The 17,083-nt window shown below is 49.0% G+C and carries 19 protein-coding genes; 17 read left to right on the forward strand and 2 right to left on the reverse strand.

Annotation, left to right across the window (positions count from 1 at the left end; translation table 11 throughout):
• Positions 1-92: 92 nt before the first annotated feature.
• Positions 93-686 (reverse strand): hypothetical protein, encoded by a 594-nt coding sequence (locus tag C7820_RS26645; protein WP_105442490.1) that lies wholly within the window; start codon positions 684-686, stop codon positions 93-95.
• 235 nt (positions 687-921) lie between these two features.
• On the opposite strand from C7820_RS26645, the gene C7820_RS26650 reads away from it, so the two are divergent.
• The 14 genes from C7820_RS26650 (at position 922) to C7820_RS34135 (ending at position 13,057) form a co-directional block, all read left to right on the forward strand.
• Positions 922-1,158 (forward strand): hypothetical protein, encoded by a 237-nt coding sequence (locus C7820_RS26650; RefSeq protein WP_116233604.1) that lies wholly within the window; start codon positions 922-924, stop codon positions 1,156-1,158.
• Between the two features lie 569 nt (positions 1,159-1,727).
• Positions 1,728-2,018: a YerC/YecD family TrpR-related protein gene (locus C7820_RS26655; protein WP_076176780.1), complete on the forward strand. Its 291-nt coding sequence runs from the start codon at positions 1,728-1,730 to the stop codon at positions 2,016-2,018.
• Between the two features lies 1 nt (position 2,019).
• Positions 2,020-2,799 carry a sirohydrochlorin chelatase gene (locus tag C7820_RS26660; RefSeq protein WP_116233605.1) on the forward strand — a complete coding sequence of 260 codons (780 nt, stop codon included), beginning with the start codon at positions 2,020-2,022 and terminating at the stop codon, positions 2,797-2,799.
• A gap of 48 nt (positions 2,800-2,847) precedes the next feature.
• Positions 2,848-3,729: a diacylglycerol kinase gene (locus C7820_RS26665; RefSeq protein ID WP_076176778.1), complete on the forward strand. Its 882-nt coding sequence runs from the start codon at positions 2,848-2,850 to the stop codon at positions 3,727-3,729.
• Between the two features lie 418 nt (positions 3,730-4,147).
• Entirely contained in the window at positions 4,148-5,686 is a 1,539-nt protein-coding gene (rlmD, locus tag C7820_RS26670; protein ID WP_116233606.1) for a 23S rRNA (uracil(1939)-C(5))-methyltransferase RlmD, read from the forward strand.
• A 320-nt stretch (positions 5,687-6,006) separates the two neighbouring features.
• Entirely contained in the window at positions 6,007-6,585 is a 579-nt protein-coding gene (locus C7820_RS26675; protein ID WP_116233607.1) for a TetR/AcrR family transcriptional regulator, read from the forward strand.
• 512 nt (positions 6,586-7,097) lie between these two features.
• A complete protein-coding gene (locus tag C7820_RS26680; RefSeq protein ID WP_116233608.1) occupies positions 7,098-7,613 on the forward strand; it encodes a hypothetical protein in 516 nt (171 codons plus the stop codon).
• A gap of 101 nt (positions 7,614-7,714) precedes the next feature.
• Positions 7,715-8,356 carry a peroxiredoxin-like family protein gene (locus tag C7820_RS26685; protein WP_116233609.1) on the forward strand — a complete coding sequence of 214 codons (642 nt, stop codon included), beginning with the start codon at positions 7,715-7,717 and terminating at the stop codon, positions 8,354-8,356.
• Between the two features lie 407 nt (positions 8,357-8,763).
• Positions 8,764-9,747 carry a tRNA dihydrouridine synthase gene (locus tag C7820_RS26690; protein ID WP_116233610.1) on the forward strand — a complete coding sequence of 328 codons (984 nt, stop codon included), beginning with the start codon at positions 8,764-8,766 and terminating at the stop codon, positions 9,745-9,747.
• 153 nt (positions 9,748-9,900) lie between these two features.
• Positions 9,901-10,176 (forward strand): hypothetical protein, encoded by a 276-nt coding sequence (locus C7820_RS26695; RefSeq protein ID WP_116233611.1) that lies wholly within the window; start codon positions 9,901-9,903, stop codon positions 10,174-10,176.
• A 68-nt stretch (positions 10,177-10,244) separates the two neighbouring features.
• Positions 10,245-10,967, forward strand: a complete 723-nt coding sequence (locus C7820_RS26700; RefSeq protein WP_116233612.1) for a nucleotidyltransferase domain-containing protein — start codon at positions 10,245-10,247, stop codon at positions 10,965-10,967.
• 124 nt (positions 10,968-11,091) lie between these two features.
• Positions 11,092-11,625: a GNAT family N-acetyltransferase gene (locus C7820_RS26705; protein WP_116233613.1), complete on the forward strand. Its 534-nt coding sequence runs from the start codon at positions 11,092-11,094 to the stop codon at positions 11,623-11,625.
• A gap of 184 nt (positions 11,626-11,809) precedes the next feature.
• A complete protein-coding gene (locus C7820_RS26710) occupies positions 11,810-12,406 on the forward strand; it encodes a chloramphenicol phosphotransferase CPT family protein (RefSeq protein WP_116233614.1) in 597 nt (198 codons plus the stop codon).
• Between the two features lie 87 nt (positions 12,407-12,493).
• Complete coding sequence (locus tag C7820_RS34135) at positions 12,494-13,057, forward strand: 2'-5' RNA ligase family protein (protein ID WP_397334229.1); 564 nt, start codon at positions 12,494-12,496, stop codon at positions 13,055-13,057.
• A 144-nt stretch (positions 13,058-13,201) separates the two neighbouring features.
• On the opposite strand, the gene C7820_RS26720 is transcribed toward C7820_RS34135, so the two are convergent.
• Complete coding sequence (locus tag C7820_RS26720; protein WP_116233616.1) at positions 13,202-13,996, reverse strand: SDR family NAD(P)-dependent oxidoreductase; 795 nt, start codon at positions 13,994-13,996, stop codon at positions 13,202-13,204.
• 148 nt (positions 13,997-14,144) lie between these two features.
• Here C7820_RS26720 and C7820_RS26725 point away from each other — a divergent pair, with 148 nt between their 5' ends.
• The 3 genes from C7820_RS26725 (at position 14,145) to C7820_RS26735 (ending at position 16,920) form a co-directional block, all read left to right on the forward strand.
• Positions 14,145-14,996 carry a helix-turn-helix transcriptional regulator gene (locus tag C7820_RS26725; RefSeq protein WP_116233617.1) on the forward strand — a complete coding sequence of 284 codons (852 nt, stop codon included), beginning with the start codon at positions 14,145-14,147 and terminating at the stop codon, positions 14,994-14,996.
• A 396-nt stretch (positions 14,997-15,392) separates the two neighbouring features.
• Complete coding sequence (locus C7820_RS26730) at positions 15,393-15,851, forward strand: hypothetical protein (RefSeq protein ID WP_116233618.1); 459 nt, start codon at positions 15,393-15,395, stop codon at positions 15,849-15,851.
• A 130-nt stretch (positions 15,852-15,981) separates the two neighbouring features.
• Entirely contained in the window at positions 15,982-16,920 is a 939-nt protein-coding gene (locus tag C7820_RS26735) for an AraC family transcriptional regulator (RefSeq protein WP_116233619.1), read from the forward strand.
• Positions 16,921-17,083: the final 163 nt, after the last annotated feature.

The raw sequence follows: 17,083 nt of genomic DNA on the forward strand, positions 1-17,083 counted from the left end.
TACGATATGGCACCGGATTATGACACCGGCTCATCGCACCAACGAAGGCTTCGTTCGACGCTTAAACGGCAATGGTAGTGGATTTTTTGGCGTCAGCTGCGCTTCTTCTTGGATGTTTTTTTCGACGAGCTCTTTTTCGACGACGATTTTTTCTTGGAAGACGATTTCTTGGATTTCTTTCTCCGGCGCGGTCTGTACTCGCCATCATTGCTGCTGTTGGTTTTGCCTTTACCGAGACCCGCGAACAGTTTAAACATCGGGGCGATCTGCTGCATACCGGTCATCACCTTCTGGAATTTGCCGACGGAGTTCACGATGCCGTCGATGCCGCCCACCCGGTCGATCAGTCCCTTGAGGTCGCCGAGCTGGGCGAGGGAGAAGCCGGTTTTGGCGGTTTCGGCTGCGGCAGCGACCGGTGCGGCGGCTGCGGCTGCGGCTGCCGCGGGAGCAGCAGAGGCGGCTGCGGATACTGGCGGGATGATCTCCGCCGTACCTGCCAACCCTTCCGGTCCGTAATAAGGCGCAAACCCGGGAGCGCCTCCGGGTAATCCGCCGGGTGCTCCAAAGTCCGGATAGCCTTGAATGCCGGGATACGGGGACTGTGGATATGGGGAGGCAAATTCGTTCAGCGAGCGGTGGTCAGCTTTGGGCTTTGCCTTTGACTTATGGTAGTAATGCTCAGGCATGATATCACTTTCCTTTTTGGAATGATTTACTATACTGTATGTGCTGGGCAAACATAATGTATGGACGTTAGCCCGGTAGACAGGGATAGGAGCGGAAACGGGCGGATGCCCAGGCGGCGCGGAAGCACGGATGAAACGGTCGGCAACGTGGAATGCGGCTTATTTTTGCTTGACCCTGACACTAATGTCACGGTTTATAATGAGCTCATCCCAAACAGAAAAGGAAGATGCCGTGATGGATATTTCGTCCCAAGAAGAACATATGATTCAGGCCCTGCGTGAGGTGGCATTACCTCCACTATTTGTGCTCATCCGGATTCGGAACGATATTTTAAATGACACGGTCAATATCGAAGAAGGCCGGAGAAATGAGATCGTAAGCACGTTGGAACAATACATCGCCCCGCTCTGGGAGGATTATCATAAGGAGAAGAACGCACAAGCCAATGAAGGAGCTTCGAATCCGGAATGAATGGGCACGACATAGAGAAGGACCATCGAGTACGGATTGAGTGGACACAAACATCACAACAACGCGCCATGCCGCCATATCGGGCGGTTTTTCTTTTGCACAAAAGTCGGCATTCAAGGATCCCAGACCTCTTACCCTACAAGATTCAGCGGAGGCCCGGTTGGTGCCTGTGCGGAAGATCCGGGAGAAGGAATATCGCCAATCTCTGATCACAACCCGGAGTCCAATGCCGGGAATTGGAAATGATCCACCAAAACATGTACAAGCCCGTCTGGATGATGTATAATTTAAGCGCTTTCAACTGGAAGGTGGTGTTCTATGCATTTTAACCGTGGAAGGGCATCGGGGACCGGGCGGCGGATCCATGTCGCTTTATTTGGCCTGCTGCCATGCAACTCTTCAGTGCGTGAATCCGTTAACGCTTGAAAAGTTCATACCGGCTCGGTACAATGGGAGTACATAGAGGACTATCATTTGAACACGGATTGACCGATATTAAATGTGGAAAGACCCTGTGACGGGAGCAAAATCCTGAATAGGCAATAGTTACAATAGGGGATGATATTTCAGTGCAGCTGAAGAAACTTAATGATAAAAGCATCGACCAACTATTTGAAGCCATTTTAACTCTTAAAGATGTAGAGGAATGCTACGTATTTTTCGACGATCTGTGTACTGTCAACGAGATCCAATCCCTCTCCCAGCGTCTGGAAGTGGCGCGCATGCTCGGCAAGGGCAGCACGTACAATCAGATTGAGGCGGAGACGGGAGCCAGCACGGCCACCATTTCGCGGGTGAAGCGCTGTTTGAATTATGGCAACGAAGGGTATAAAATGACGTTAGAGCGTCTCGGGCGTTAATATGCGCAAACCGGGGGTACTTGTTATCAGTCACGGCTCCAGGGAATCCTCCTGGGTCCAGCTGGTCGACGATGCCGTCCAACAGCTGCCGCTGCGGGGAGAACTCCCTGTGGCGGCTTCGTTCTTGGAGATCGTGGAAGGCCGCTTGATTCAGGACGGGATCGATGATCTGGAGCGTCAGGGCGTAACGGATATACTGGTGATTCCGCTGTTTGTCTCTTCGGGCAGCACCCATGTGAATGAAATCGCATATGCGCTCGGCGTCATTGACGCTCCGGCCATCGACACGGACCTGGAGCCATTTCGCATCCGGGCGAATATTGTGTACGGAGAGCCGATCGACAACGATCCGGACGTGGCCCGCATGGTGTGGGATAAAGTGAAGACGGAATCGAAGAACCCCGGCGAGGAGGTTCTTATTCTTGTTGGTCACGGCAGCAGCCACGACGGTTTCCGCGAGCGCTGGGAGGAAGGCCTCTCGCGCCTGGCGGAGAGCGCCCGGGCGATCGGCGGCCTGGCCGCGGCGGACTATGCCCTGCTTCGGCCCGACAGCGTACGGGCGAAGGTGGAATACTGGCAGAAGGAACGCGGAATGCAGGTGATTGCAGCTCCGCTGTTTTTGAGTGACGGCTATTTCACCCGGACGGTGATTCCACAGCGGCTGGACGGGTTAAATTACCGGTATTCAGGTGAAGCGCTGCTGCCGCACCCGCTGCTGACCCATTGGATGGAGCGGCAGATCCGGAGCTGGCTTGCGCGTGGTGCTGATGCGTCATTGTAAGGAACAGGCGCTTATTCGGAAATTATCAACTTATTAGGTGGCGTATGTATGAAAAGAGCACGTTTGATTTATAATCCCACCTCAGGCCGGGAGGAAATGCGCCGGCGTCTGCCGGACATTCTGCACCGGCTCGATCAGGGCGGCATCGAGGCTTCCTGCCATGCCACGATGGGCGAAGGGGACGCCACGAAGGCGGCCATCGACGCCGTGGAGCGGGGGTATGACATGATCATCGCCGCCGGCGGGGACGGCACGCTGTACGAGGTCGTCAACGGCATGGCGGAGCGGGATAACCTGCCGCCGCTCGGCGTGTTCCCGGTCGGAACGACAAACGATTTTGCACGGGGGCTGGGCATTCCGAGAAACTGGGAAGACTACTGCGACCTGGTCATCCGCCAACAGACCCGCCCGATTGACGTGGGCAAGGCGAATGACCGGTATTTCATCAATATCGCGGGCGGAGGCACGCTCACAGAGCTGACGTATGATGTGCCCAGCCGGCTGAAGACGATGATCGGCCAGCTCGCTTATTATATTAAAGGCGTGGAGAAGATGGTCAGCCTGTCTCCGCAGGAGCTGATCATCAATGCCGAGGGCCAGGAGACGATTCATGACGAGTTCATGATCTTCCTGATCACGAACACGAACTCCGTCGGCGGCTTTGAGAAGCTCGCGCCGGGCGCGCGTATCGACGACGGCCTGCTCGACGTGATCGCCCTCAAGAAATGCAACCTGGCCGAATTCGTGCGGCTGGTCAGCCTCGCGCTGCGCGGCGAGCATTTCAACGACAAGAAGGTCGTCTACTTCCGCACGAGATCGATGGAAGTGACGTCCCCGGGCAAGGTGTTGCTGAACCTGGACGGAGAACTTGGCGGAACGCTGCCGGGGCAGTTCTCGGTGCTGCCGCAGCATTTGCGGATTTTTGCGTAAGGCTTGTTTTTGACATACTTCGATATAGACAACAGGGATAGGAACAGAATGGTTCATCCGGCAGCAGGGAAGTTGTGCAGGTGGTGGATCATCGCAGGAGAGTTAAGGTGTCGGCATGCGGCTCATCCGCCAGGGATGGGGGCAGGGCATCTTGACTTTTTTTGTGCGCTTTTCTGTTATAATGGGAAGGATGCGGGGAAGAAATGAAGCCAGAGGGTTGTGGGGCTTACGACCCGCGGGATAAAAGATGGATTAGTGTGTGGAGCAAGGTATGAGCAAGGATTAGTATGCGGAACATGGATGAATCATAGATCGGTATTCAATTCCTCATATAATTTTGATGAATACAAGTGGACAGGCCGCCGTACATCGGGGCTATCCCTTTCAAAATATACTCGAAAGAAGTGACTCAAGCAGCATGAACAAGCGACACAGCCGCCGGAACCCCGGCCGCCGCAGCACGCCTGCAGCGATTGCCGGCCTGCCGGTAGCGAAAAACGATGAGGCCGTCATCGACATCATCGGCATGAACCATGACGGAGAGGGGGTTGGCCGAGCAGAAGGCTACACCCTGTTCGTCGCGGGCGCCCTTCCCGGCGAGAAGGTCCGCGTGAAGGTGCTCAAGACGAAGAAGCAGTACGGCTACGCCAGGCTGCTCGACATCGTGCAGGCAAGCCCCGACCGGATCGCGGCGCCCTGCCCGATCTACGACCAGTGCGGCGGCTGCCAGCTGCAGCACATGGACTATGCCGCCCAGCTCGCGTGGAAGCGCCAGCTGGTCGTGGACAACCTGACGCGCATCGGCAAGCTACAGGTGCTCGGCGAGCCCGAGCTGCGCGGGCCGCAGGCTGCCGATGGGGCGGAAGGCGCGGATGCTGCTGCGTCGGCGTCCGCTGCCGCAGCGGGCGGTGCCACGCAGCAGGGCATCCACGTTCATGCCACGCTGGGCATGAACGAGCCGTGGCGCTACCGCAACAAGGCTCAGGTGCCGATCGGCGTCACCGAAGGCGGCCTGGTGGGCGGCTTCTACGCCCGCGGCAGCCACCGCATCATCGACATGGAGACCTGCCTCATACAGCACGAGCACAACGATGAGGTCGTTGCCCGTGTGAAGGCCATTGGTCGAAAGCTCGGCATCACGGCGTACGACGAAGAAACCGGCCAGGGCCTGTTGCGCCACGTTGTCGTGAAGGTGGCCTTCCGCACCGGTGAGATGATGATCGTTTTGGTCACTAACGGAGACAAGATACCGCATGCGGACGAGTGGATCTCGGAGATCCGCGAACAGCTGCCGTCGGTCGTCAGCATCTGCCAGAACGTCAACACGAAGCAGACGAACGTGATTTTCGGTGATGTGACTCGTGTCCTGTGGGGCAGTGAGGTCATTTATGATTATATCGGCGACGTGAAATTCGCCATCTCGGCGCGATCTTTCTATCAGGTGAACCCGTCACAGACCGAGGTGCTGTACGGGAAGACGGTCGAGTATGCGCAGCTGACCGGAAAGGAAACGGTCATCGACGCGTACTGCGGCATCGGGACGATTTCGCTTTTCTTGGCCCAGCATGCGGGCAAGGTGTACGGCGTCGAGATCGTGCCGGAGGCGATTGAGGATGCGCGCCGCAACGCGGAATTGAACGGAATGAGCAACGTTACGTTTGAGGTCGGAGCGTCCGAAGATGTCATTCCTGCCTGGAGGGAGCAGGGCATCGAAGCGGACGTCATCGTCGTCGACCCGCCGCGCAAGGGCTGCGATCCAAAGCTGCTGGAGACGATCCTGGAGATGAAGCCGGAGCGGGTGGTTTACGTGAGCTGTAATCCTTCCACACTGGCGCGGGATTTGCGGGTGCTGGAGGACGGTGGGTACAAGACGGTGGAAGTGACGCCGGTGGATATGTTCCCGCATACGGTGCACGTTGAATCGGTGGCTTGGTTGGTGAAGGATAGTTGTAATTAGCAATAAAGTTAACCCAAAGCCTAATTAGTCTGCATAAAGCATAAATAGTTTGCCTAAGAGCCGAACGAAATTCAGGTATTCACTCCTGTTTTTCCTCGGCTTTTTTAAACCCAATCGATATCCGCCGAGGGAACCCAGGGGCAGGCAATATTATTTTTAGGGAGCGGGACAGGATACGTGCATACCGTTTCCCCTCGACCTTGAACCCAGAACCCGCTAGGACCCTTGCCCCGCCTACATTTTGCCTACTGATGATTCCATCCAGCTTTGCCCTTATGCCACCATTTGACAAACTACCTACCAGAAGGTAGAATTACGATATGAACAATTTATCTAACACCTATGACGAAATACTGGCTTGTGCGCGTTCTCTGATCATCGCTGGTGGCTACAACGGCTTCAGTTATGCCGACATCGCTGATGTGGTTGGGATTCGTAAGGCGAGCATCCATCACCATTTCCCGAGCAAGGTCGATCTGGTCCGAACGTTGGTTGCGCGGTATCGGAAAGAAGCCGAAGAGGGGATGGCGAATCTCGAGCATCAGGTATCCGATCCGCTCGAACTGCTTCGGTTCTACACTGGTTATTGGGAAGCCTGCATCATGGACGACAGCGCTCCGTTTTGTGTCTGCGCGCTGCTGGCAAGCCAGCTCCCCGTCCTGCCCGAGGAAGTTGGCCTAGAGGTCCGGGCGCATTTCCGCTCTCTGTCGGGTTGGTTGACATCCGTGCTGGAGCGCGGCGCACGGCAAGGGGAGCTTCAACTGATGGGTACCCCTCATGATGAGGCCGAAGCGTTCATGGCGACGGTCCACGGCGCGATGCTCTCAGCACGGGCCTATGGCGATCCGAAAATATTCGGCGTCGTGACAAGCTCGCTCTTGGAGCGATTCTCTTCGTGATGAAAGCCGCGATGGCGATGGTATGTAGTCATGATCTTGAAGAAAAGAGGTGAACCCTTTAGCTTTACCCATCTTGAGAGCAGGCTATGTTCTAATGAGGATCAGATCGCTATTTTACGAACGAATCGCATCTCATCCGCCAAGTACAGATACGAGGCATGCCGTCTACATATCGTCAGTCTACTGTGAGAACGGCGTATTCTTGTCGCTGAATGTTTGCTAAACGGTCCCTGCTGCCCGTCGATGGATCCGACATACATCCAGAGCTGCTGAGTATGGGATATCGGTTGTCGCCGGTCCCGTCGAGTGGTCCGAGCGTGATGTTTTTTCACGACAGGCACGGGGGACGTTTAAAGCAGATGGCGGAGTCTTGTCTTTTTAACCTACCTATTAGTAGGTAGTGAATAACGACCAAATGAATTTTGATCAGGAATGCTGTCAGCCGCTAGTATCGGCTCGCGCCAAGACAAAACAAATCAACCTTGTCCTTATGGACTGGAAGGAGACAAATTATGTTTGGAATTTCATCACTCGGCTGGGTGCATACACTCAGCAGCTTGCCCGCCATTCCGCTGGCTATCTATATGTTTGCTCGCTACGGACGGATTGTTCCTCGCTCAAAGCCCGGTGTCGTCTACTTCATTTCGATGCTGATTGGCGCGATCACCGTCTTCCCCATCGCACATCAGTCGGCTAGCTACGCCATTGGTACCGCAACGCTCCTGCTGCTGCTCGCCGGATACGGCGTCGGGCGTATTTCGAGCTTTGGGCGTGCGGGGAAGTACCTCGAAACCATCTTCCTGAGCCTGACGGCGTTTCTGTTGATGCTGCCGACCATTACCGAAACCCTGACCCGTGTTCCTAACGGCCATCCTTTCGTCACCGATCTGAGTTCGCCCATTCTCCGCGGCGCCCAAGCCAGTCTCTTCGTCATTCTCATTGTTGGCTTGACAGCCCAAATCATCCATTTGCGCAGGCAAGGCAAGCGCGCGGCATTCGCCTCACCAGCCGAGATTTCTGCCGAATGAAGCTTCATGAATTGAGATTTAGCCTGATAAATAACCAGCAAGTCTATCTAATTTTATAGCGGCTTCTATGAGAAAGTCTACATTAAAAAGGAGAGCAAAACATGTCATTAACTCAAGCTTTAGCGGAAACCAAACAGCAATTTATCGCGCATACCCCTATAGAGATTCAAACAGAGATGTTCCGTCAGATCCGGGAGCAGCAGGAATCCGGTATTCCTTACGGCCGGCAGGAGGGGGAGAAGGCTAAAGATTTTACACTCAAGAATGCTTTGGGAGAAACGATTAATCTTTATGATGAATTGTCCAGAGGACCTGTTGTCCTGACTTTCTATCGGGGCGGATGGTGCCCGTTCTGCAACAGTCAGCTGAAGGCGTATCAGAAGCTACTGCCGGACATCGAAGCCCTTGGGGGCCAGTTGATCGCGGTCAGCCCGCAAAGCCCGGACAACACGCTTTCCCAGCAGGAGAAAGAAGAGCTGACCTTCCAAGTGCTGAGCGACACCAACGGTCTCGTGGCTGCTTTCTATAACATCCTTTACGACGTTCCGGATTACATCCAGAACATGATGAAACAAATGGGCATGGACTTGGCGGAATACAATGCGACGAACCGCTGGATCCTGCCGATTCCTTCCACCTTTATGATCGACGAATCCGGCATCATCCGTTCTGCCTACGTGAATCCGGACTTTATGCAGCGGTTGGATCCGGAGAATATTTTGCAGGAATTGAGAAAGCTGTAAACCCTACGATCATAATTGCTATACCTGTGTTTCATAGGAATGGCATGATTAAATGATTGGAATAAAGAACGAATTTCGCTGATTGGGGAGTTCGTTCTTTTTCTTATAATATCAGAAAGTATAAACTCCAGAGCCATGGCTTCCTGATATTGCAAGAAAAACTTCCTTTAAACGCGGTCTGTCTTCTTGGAAGGTACGTCGATAGAGTTTTTCTTATATCTGACAATATAAAAATTTCAGAGTAATTTGATATATAATATGGTCAGAAGGGTTGGAAGCTCAAGTGTACTTTGATTTAATTATTTAAGTTATGAAGCATGATATAAGTGGATAAAAAGTCGAATATGAGGCGTTATATTTTTGGATAACGGCTGAAGCTTTATTATTACGAGAGGATTGAGTTTGAAGTGAACGATAATTTTTGGCTTGATTTACCCCGGCCTTTTTTTATACTTGCACCAATGGAAGATGTGACGCATGTTGTTTTTCGTCATGTCGTGAGTAAAGCAGGAAGACCGGATGTGTTTTTTACCGAGTTTGCGAATACGGAGAGCTACTGTCATCCAGAAGGCAATCATAGTGTGCGCGGCCGTTTGCTATTTACCGAGGATGAACAACCGATGGTTGCACATATATGGGGCGATAAGCCGGAGTATTTTGAAAAGATGAGTATCGGGATGGCGAAGGCAGGATTTAAAGGGATCGATATCAATATGGGTTGTCCTGTTCCTAATGTGGCATCCAACGGGAAGGGAAGCGGATTGATTCTCCGCCCAGAGGTTGCAGCTGAAATCATCCAAGCCGCCAAGGCAGGAGGACTGCCTGTAAGTGTAAAGACCAGACTTGGTTTCACCAGGGTGGATGAATGGCAGGACCGGCTGACCCATATTTTGAAGCAGGACATTGCTAATCTTTCGATCCATTTGCGTACACGAGATGAAATGAGCCAAGTTGATGCACATTGGGAGCTGATTCCTGAAATTAAAGCACTTCGGGATCGTGTGGCGCCACATACGCTGCTCACGATTAATGGAGATATTCCTGACCGTCAAACAGGCCTGAAGTTGGCTGAGCAATATGGTGTGGATGGGATTATGATCGGGCGTGGCATTTTTAAAAATCCGTTTGCCTTTGAAAAAGAACCGAGGGAGCATAGTAGTAGCGAATACCTTGATCTTTTAAGATTGCAGCTGGATCTCCATGATCAGTATTCCCAACAATTAGAGACCCGTCCATTCAAAGCTCTACATCGCTTTTTCAAAATTTATGTCAAAGGGTTTAGAGGGGCCAGCGAACTCAGAAATCAATTGATGAGCACGGCGTCTACCGATGAAGTGCGTGCGCTTCTGGACGAATTTGCACAGCGTATGGATGAGGGTGCAGACAGTTAAATAAGGTATGCGCAGCAACTCCGTCCCTTAGGGGATGGAGTTTTTTGCGTTCTGTGATGGACGAATTTAGTCTTATGCGATTGCGATTGTGTTGTATTGAAGGGCAGATTATGATAATTGTACGATAATCATGATCCCTATGGAGTGATGACCTTGAGATACACCGATTACATCCGTCTGAAAACAGGCAGGTACCAATCTGTAGGAAAGTTTGGCGACGATATCTACGCATATGAGGTCCTAACAGGGATCGCCGACTCCCCGGAGTACCACCAAATTTCCAAGGAAGAATTCGAATCGTTTGAAACCTGGAGCCAGGAGTACATTACGGATCTTAAAAAACTCTATGAAATCATTAACCGCCCTGTCATCTGCAGCGGTCACCTGGGAAGAGCGGAGCTGAATACTTCGCTGCTTCGGGATATGTAGCCGCAGGAATGGAGAAGAACTTGTGTTCATAATGACAACAAAAAGTATACAATCGTGGGGGGGTTCGTATGATTGATCAAATCAAACAGGTAGTATGTGAAAATTGTAGTCAGCCCAATGTGTTATGTGTACTTTTAATGGGTTCGGTTTCAGCGGACGCTCATGACCAGCACTCGGATGTCGATTTACTTGTCGTCTATCAACAGTCCGAGCCCGTGTTGCGTCTTCCCAACGCGGCTTGGAAATGGGATGTATCCTACATAAGCGAAAAGGAGATTAAAGGGCTTCAAAAATTATCGGATTGGCGAGCGAACGCTTTTTTAACTGCTCAAATCATCGTTGACCATACCACATGGCTGCCATCGGTTATTCATGAAATCTGTACACTATCGGATCAAGAATCTGAACGACATGTCACGAGATGGTTGGATGCCTATCTGAATGCTTTTTATCGATCTATGAGGGCAGTAAGAAGAAATAATGAACTTGGGTATTTGCTGCAGGCTTCCTCGTCTATCATGTGCTTAATCAATTGCTTGTTTAGTATTAATAAGCTAATTCCCCCTTATTTGGATAGAGTCGATATCTTACTCGATCGTTTGGAGCATCTTCCAATGCAGAAGACAGCTTTAAGTGAACGATTTGCAGCGATATCCAAATCCGCTAACCCCAAGGATCAGATCATATTGTTTAGAGCTACCGAAAAATTACTAAGATCTTGTGGTTTTAATCAAGTGTATGAGGCATGGGGAGACCAGCTGGAAAATGAAGTGAATTACTGGGAAGGCTGAAGATGAGTCCGTTCGGAAGTAAATGATTGAGTGATATGAGATGAGCCTCTTTGCAGCAGACGGCATAAGAGGAATTTTTTGAAATTGTGGAATATTCACATAGCCACAGAAAGGGGTTTTTACCGTGAGTATCACTTTTGAGTCTGTTAAACAGGAAGTTGATGAGCTCATACAGTTCCTCACATCAGATAGCTGGCCTTATCATGGAGTTGAGAACCCTACTGAATCCGATATCAGAAAGGCTTATGAAAATGGCGCCTATCACAATGAGAATACTCGAACGTTCTGGATCATTGATAAAGGCGGCCATCAGAAAATCGGGCTGATCCGATTGTTTGATGTCTCCGATCCGATTGTTATGTTCGATCTGAGAATCCGAGGCGAGTATCGGGGCAAGGGTATCGGAAAGTCAGCTTTGAGTTGGATTGTCTCGCACGTGTTCTCTGAATACCCGGAAGCGATCCGCATTGAAGGACATACCCGAGTGGATAACACGGGTATGCGGGCTCTGTTTGCTAAATCGTTGTTCGTATTGGAAGCTTATCATCGTAAATCTTGGAGACAAGCCGGGCTATTGTTTGACTCCGTCGGTTACGCGGTGATTAGGGAAGACTGGGAGAACAATCAGGTTACACCTATTCCCTGGTCGATAAAATAATTGATGGAATCCAATTTATTTCATTAGCAATTAAGGTAACGGGAAACGTTATTTTCATTAGCCTAGAGGCCAGGATCATTTCAATTGTTTCTCGAATATTTTATCAGCTGGATAATTTATTGAACTTTGTGAAGATAACGTTTATCTGAAAGATACGCAAATCTTATAAGTAAGGGTGGTTCGTTTGGAGCAAGGGCTTATTGTGTTGTTGAACGGAACTTCAAGTGCAGGAAAGACGAGTATTTCCATGGAACTGACCAACCAGAAAGAGATTCTTTTTCATCATTTATCCATAGATGATTTTTATCATAATTACAATGATTTTATTAATAATAAATTTCCAGATTTAAAACCTGTAAGAAAATTGGATGATGAAGTTATCGGACAAATCATATTTGATCCCTTAATCTCCATGTACTACGCGACAATTAAATTGTTTTCCGAAATGGGTCTGAATGTAATCGTTGATACCGTAATCGAAAATGACAAGTGGTTTAATGATTATCTTGATGTACTTTTTGATTATCCTACATTATTTGTAGGTGTCATATGCTCGAAAGAAGAACTCGCAAGAAGAGAGCAAATCAGAGGAGATCGAAGGATTGGACTAGCAGCTTCCCAATTCGACAAAGTATATTCCTTTAATGAATATGACCTTGAAGTAAATACGGAAGAGTTGAGTCCGACAGAATGTGCCGAAAAAATATTAAGTTTTATGAAGTCCGAACAGGATTATGCTGCATTTAAGAAATTAAGTAAAAGAGAGGTTAGTGTTTCATAGAAGGCGAATCCATCAACTTTGACTCGAATACGGAACTCTATATAAAGAATGTTTGGAAAGAGTTGAGTGATAAAGCTATATCCCAATATGCTGAGGAAGTACAAGATAAACGACCACATATTACGATGGGGGTATGATTCTGGAATAAATATTGAACAATTTATCTCCGATTTTGACCGATTTTATGAATCCCAAAAACAGATATCCATTACGCTGAGTTCGTTAGGGACTTTCTTAAACCCTGGAGCATTATTCCTAGCGCCTGTTCCTTCCAAAGAATTTTTAGAAATCCACGGTAACCATCATAACTACTTTGAAATATATCGAGCGAGTGCTGAAACTCAATATCTTCCGAATAATTGGATACCTCACTGCACATTAGCTAATAGACTGAACGATGAGAAGTTAAAAGAGGCGACTGTTTATTGCACTAACAGAATCGAACCATTAACAACTTCAATTGTTGAAATATCAGTAATAAAAGCTATATATGAAAATAATAAGTGCATAAAATCACCATTGATTCACACAAAGGTATTAAAAAGGAACGTCCAAAAACGGAAGTATAACAGAACTTCACTGAGGTGCGATATTTTAATGATCTTGGAGCAGCTTGCTGGCGGGCTATTGCTTCACCCTTTGTTCAATTAACTGGAAACGTAATGTACTCAGCCGTGGGATGTCAGAAATTCCATCATAGTTTAGGGGCGGCAGCAATTGTCGGAGCGTTTCATAACATACGCAAGGAGTATCCCCGGGTCAATGGACCCTAGGGGATACTCCCTCCGTTAGGGACTACGCTCTTGTTCCACCGTCCACCGGCAGAACGACGCCTGTTACGTAAGAGGCGCGATCGCTCAATAACCAGGCAGCCGCTTGCGCGATCTCATGAGGATCGGCAGGACGCCTAAGAGGCGTCACAGAGCTGCTTTTTTCGATGATATCTGGAACTTGTGCAACTAACCCCTCGATCATCTCGGTCATGGTCGTGCCAGGTGCAATAGCGTTTACACGGATACCCGAAGGCCCGTATTCAATGGCAGCCGTCTCGGTCAGACTATTAACAGCCCGTTTGGCGGCTCCGTAGACAGACAATCCGGGATTACCTCTGAAGCTGCCCACGCTGCTGTTATTGACAATGGCACCGGTACCTGCAGTATCGAGCATTGCCTTGATTTCCGCTTTCATTGCCACCCAGATTCCTTTGTAATTGACAGCTTGAAGAAGGTCGAAATCCTCTTCTGTGACCTCTGTTAAGGGCGAAAGGGGAGCCCCAATTCCAGCATTATTGAATGCTATATCCAGGCGACCGTGACGCTCAACGGTCGTTTGAACCGCCCGTTCGATGCTGGCGGAATCGGCCAGATCGGCTACAATGTAATCGGCTTTACCGCCTTTCGCGATAATTTCCTCTACTCCAGAGCGAAGAGCTGCTTCTGTTCTTGCGACGAGAGTAACCGCCGCTCCTTCTTCGGCGAAGAGTTTGGCTGCCGCTGCTCCGATGCCGCGGCTGGCCCCTGTAACCAGAGCTACTTTATTGATAAGCATTCCCTGAGAATTGTAATTTTTGTGCTGTGTGATTGATTGCATGGCCTGTCTCCTTTAAAGTCGGTAATGGTTTGAAACGTTTCAAACGGAGTTGAAGCGATTTCTATGATTGAGTATAATTTTCTAATACACTTTTAACGAGAGGTTGCTTAATCATAGGTTTCTGAGTAATAGGTTAGGAGGGATTGAGATGAACGATCGCGAGCGCCGTTCGGCTCTTGGTGATTTTTTGCGTAAACAGAGGTCAAGCCTTTCTCCAGAGGATGTGGGTTTGCCGACTGGGTCGCGCCGCCGGACAGCCGGATTGCGCAGGGAAGAGGTCGCACAGCTGTCGAATATCGGCACATCCTGGTATATGTGGCTGGAGCAGGGACGTGATGTCCGTCCGTCAGTACAAGTGTTGGAAAGCCTAGCTGCGGCACTAAAGCTTAATCCCAATGAACGACGCCATCTTTTTTTTCTTGCAGGAGAATCACTTCCTCCTTACTTGTCTCCTCATAAAGAAAGTATCGGGTCAGCATTTCAAAGGATGCTGGATGACCTTACTCCGAATCCTGTATATATTCTGGGAAGACGCTGGGATTTTGTGGCCTGGAATGATGCTGCAAATGAGGTTTTCTCTATTTCCTCGGCAGCACCGCCTCATGAATTCAATTTAATCTGGCGGTTTTTCACGGACCCGGTATGGAAGGGGCGCTTCAAAAATTTCGATCAAAAGGCTACGGGAATGATTGCGGAATTCCACACGGCATCAGCCCGCTACGTTGAAGATTCGTCGTTTGCCGAATTAATAGAAGATCTGAAACGAATAAGTCCTGAATTTGGCCGGCTATGGCTGCAGCATGAAACGCCCGGCTCTCTTGAAGGATTTAAAGAAGTGGAGCATCCTTACATGGGACACCTTGAGTTTGATCATATTACCCTGCAAATCCCCAATGATCCTGATATGAGAGTGATGATTTACATGCCTCTACCAGCAACAAGATCAAAGCTGGAAAAATATTTGGCAAAGGGATCACCTGCAAAGGAAAGTAAGGGATAACATCATTATCCTAAGCGCGGGGGGCTTTCGATGTGGGAGTTTTATAATGTCGGAGGACAAGAATATATACGCAAAAGAAGTCGCGGGATCCGCGGCTTCTTTTTTCTAAAGATGCAAGTTCTTGCCCTCAGCTAGGGACATGAACTTGCATCTCTACCTGTGCTGCTGGATGCCGGCAATCCGGGCTAAGTTAGAACCGTAGTGTATTTATTACGGTCGGTTTAGAGGAGCATTAGTCGAAAGGGAATGTTGTCCAAAAACCGGCTGCCTTTTCTTCAATTAACGGGCAGGGGAGTTCAATGTTTTTCGCGAATACCCTACATATGGATTATTTACAAAGATCTAGAATAAGTCGTTAGCCGAAAGCTTGATAGAGATAAAGTAGAGGAGCCTGAAATGAATAAATCTAAAAATATCATAACTATATTAGCAGTTGTAGTTATTATTCTAGTAGTTTTTCTAATATATTCTAGGAATGTACAAATGAACAGTAAAGAGATTTTAAAATACAAACAAAACATGATTGATATGGAATTTAAATATCAGTTAGGTGAATCAGCTGCATGTTTTAGTAGGGATTTTACCGATGGAAACAACAGTAATTATGAAAGTTGTGTAGGTTCAGTAGCTGCAGCTTCAGCCGTATCTAAACCTTCGTCTTATGAAGCCACTAATGATTTGATAGATGTAGGACTTGATGGTTTATACAAAGCAATGATAGATGGAGACAAGAAAGAAATAATAATAGGTAAGGCAGAAGAGATAAGAAATATCTTCATGAAATTAAATCTAGATCCAACGGATATAAAAACCACAGATGAACTAAACATTCTTGTTGCAAGTCTTTATAAATAAAGAATCTTCAACCATGATTACCAGCAAAAAAGAATTGAGAAAAATAACTTGAAGAAGCAGCGGAAATGGGGGGCAGAGGAGCCCGTCACATCGTTCGATATGAAAAGTTAAGAAGGAGGCTCTCGAAAAAATGCTGGATAATCACGAGATTATACGGGTATCCGATCATACCAAGAGATCGCTTGATGCAGAAACGGCCCGACTGGCAAGTCTGATTTACGCTTATACTTCGCATGACGGGACCTATGATGTGCGGATCCCTGGGTTGTATGTCATTCGTTACTCACATGTAGAAGCTGCGGATTACTTACATACCATCTACTCGCCTGCCGTCGGCATTGCCGCACAAGGGAAAAAAATCTTAACCGTGGGACAGGAGGTACATGAGTATGGCGGGTCTCGTATTTTTATTGCTCCCGTTGCCTTACCGGTTGCGATGAAAACCATACAAGCCAGCCCTGTCGAACCCTTCTTGGGAGTAGGACTATACCTTGATCCACAAAGGCTCGCTGATTTGGTTCCGAAAGTATTTCCGCAGGGGTTGCCTAAAGTTCACAATCGTAGTGCGGGTTACGTGGTTGATGCTGATTTGGCCATTATGAATGCCGTGGTAAGACTTGTAGACTGTCTATCCCATCCGGGTGATGAAAAATTGCTTGCGCCGCTCGTCATGGACGAGATTTACATCCGGCTTCTCCGCAGCCCCATCGGCGTTAACGTTGCCGAGACGGTTTTTGCAGATTCCGGTGTGCAACGGATTGTGAAAGCAATTGACTGGCTGCAGGCCAACTACTCCCAGCCATTAAAAATCGCAGATTTGGCAGAGATGGTCCATATGAGCGAGTCATCGTTTCGTGAGCATTTTAAGTCGGTTACGGCAATGAGCCCCATACAATACCAGAAAGCACTGCGCCTTCAAGAAGCAAGACGCCGGATGTTATCCGATAAAATAGATGCGACGACTGCGGGCCGGGCTGTAGGATATGTGAGCGATTCCCAATTCAGCCGGGATTACAGCAGCTTCTTTGGAAGTCCTCCAAGCAGAGATATCGCCAAATGGCGCAAATAAACACAGTATTTGAACGGATCGGGAGGCATCATCGCTTTTTTCCATATATACCCGCGGCCATAAGGCTTAGCGGGTTTTACCTTTTCTGGAGAGCAGATTTCGTTGAATGAAGCAAAAACTTAAGCGAATAAGGCAAACATCCGGATGAACAAACTCCTATACT

Origin of the sequence: Paenibacillus sp. VMFN-D1, assembly GCF_003386155.1 — a bacterium.
Taxonomy (GTDB): Bacteria; Bacillota; Bacilli; order Paenibacillales; family Paenibacillaceae; genus Paenibacillus_AQ; species Paenibacillus_AQ favisporus.

What these genes read in the sequence shown, in the direction of transcription:
- C7820_RS26645 (WP_105442490.1), bottom strand. Translation starts at nt 686, where the DNA reads ATGCCTGAGCATTACTACCATAAGTCAAAGGCAAAGCCCAAAGCTGAC.
- C7820_RS26650 (WP_116233604.1), top strand. Translation starts at nt 922, where the DNA reads ATGGATATTTCGTCCCAAGAAGAACATATGATTCAGGCCCTGCGTGAG.
- C7820_RS26660 (WP_116233605.1), top strand. Translation starts at nt 2,020, where the DNA reads ATGCGCAAACCGGGGGTACTTGTTATCAGTCACGGCTCCAGGGAATCC.
- C7820_RS26665 (WP_076176778.1), top strand. Translation starts at nt 2,848, where the DNA reads ATGAAAAGAGCACGTTTGATTTATAATCCCACCTCAGGCCGGGAGGAA.
- rlmD (WP_116233606.1), top strand. Translation starts at nt 4,148, where the DNA reads ATGAACAAGCGACACAGCCGCCGGAACCCCGGCCGCCGCAGCACGCCT.
- C7820_RS26675 (WP_116233607.1), top strand. Translation starts at nt 6,007, where the DNA reads ATGAACAATTTATCTAACACCTATGACGAAATACTGGCTTGTGCGCGT.
- C7820_RS26680 (WP_116233608.1), top strand. Translation starts at nt 7,098, where the DNA reads ATGTTTGGAATTTCATCACTCGGCTGGGTGCATACACTCAGCAGCTTG.
- C7820_RS26685 (WP_116233609.1), top strand. Translation starts at nt 7,715, where the DNA reads ATGTCATTAACTCAAGCTTTAGCGGAAACCAAACAGCAATTTATCGCG.
- C7820_RS26700 (WP_116233612.1), top strand. Translation starts at nt 10,245, where the DNA reads ATGATTGATCAAATCAAACAGGTAGTATGTGAAAATTGTAGTCAGCCC.
- C7820_RS34135 (WP_397334229.1), top strand. Translation starts at nt 12,494, where the DNA reads ATGCTGAGGAAGTACAAGATAAACGACCACATATTACGATGGGGGTAT.
- C7820_RS26720 (WP_116233616.1), bottom strand. Translation starts at nt 13,996, where the DNA reads ATGCAATCAATCACACAGCACAAAAATTACAATTCTCAGGGAATGCTT.
- C7820_RS26725 (WP_116233617.1), top strand. Translation starts at nt 14,145, where the DNA reads ATGAACGATCGCGAGCGCCGTTCGGCTCTTGGTGATTTTTTGCGTAAA.
- C7820_RS26730 (WP_116233618.1), top strand. Translation starts at nt 15,393, where the DNA reads ATGAATAAATCTAAAAATATCATAACTATATTAGCAGTTGTAGTTATT.
- C7820_RS26735 (WP_116233619.1), top strand. Translation starts at nt 15,982, where the DNA reads ATGCTGGATAATCACGAGATTATACGGGTATCCGATCATACCAAGAGA.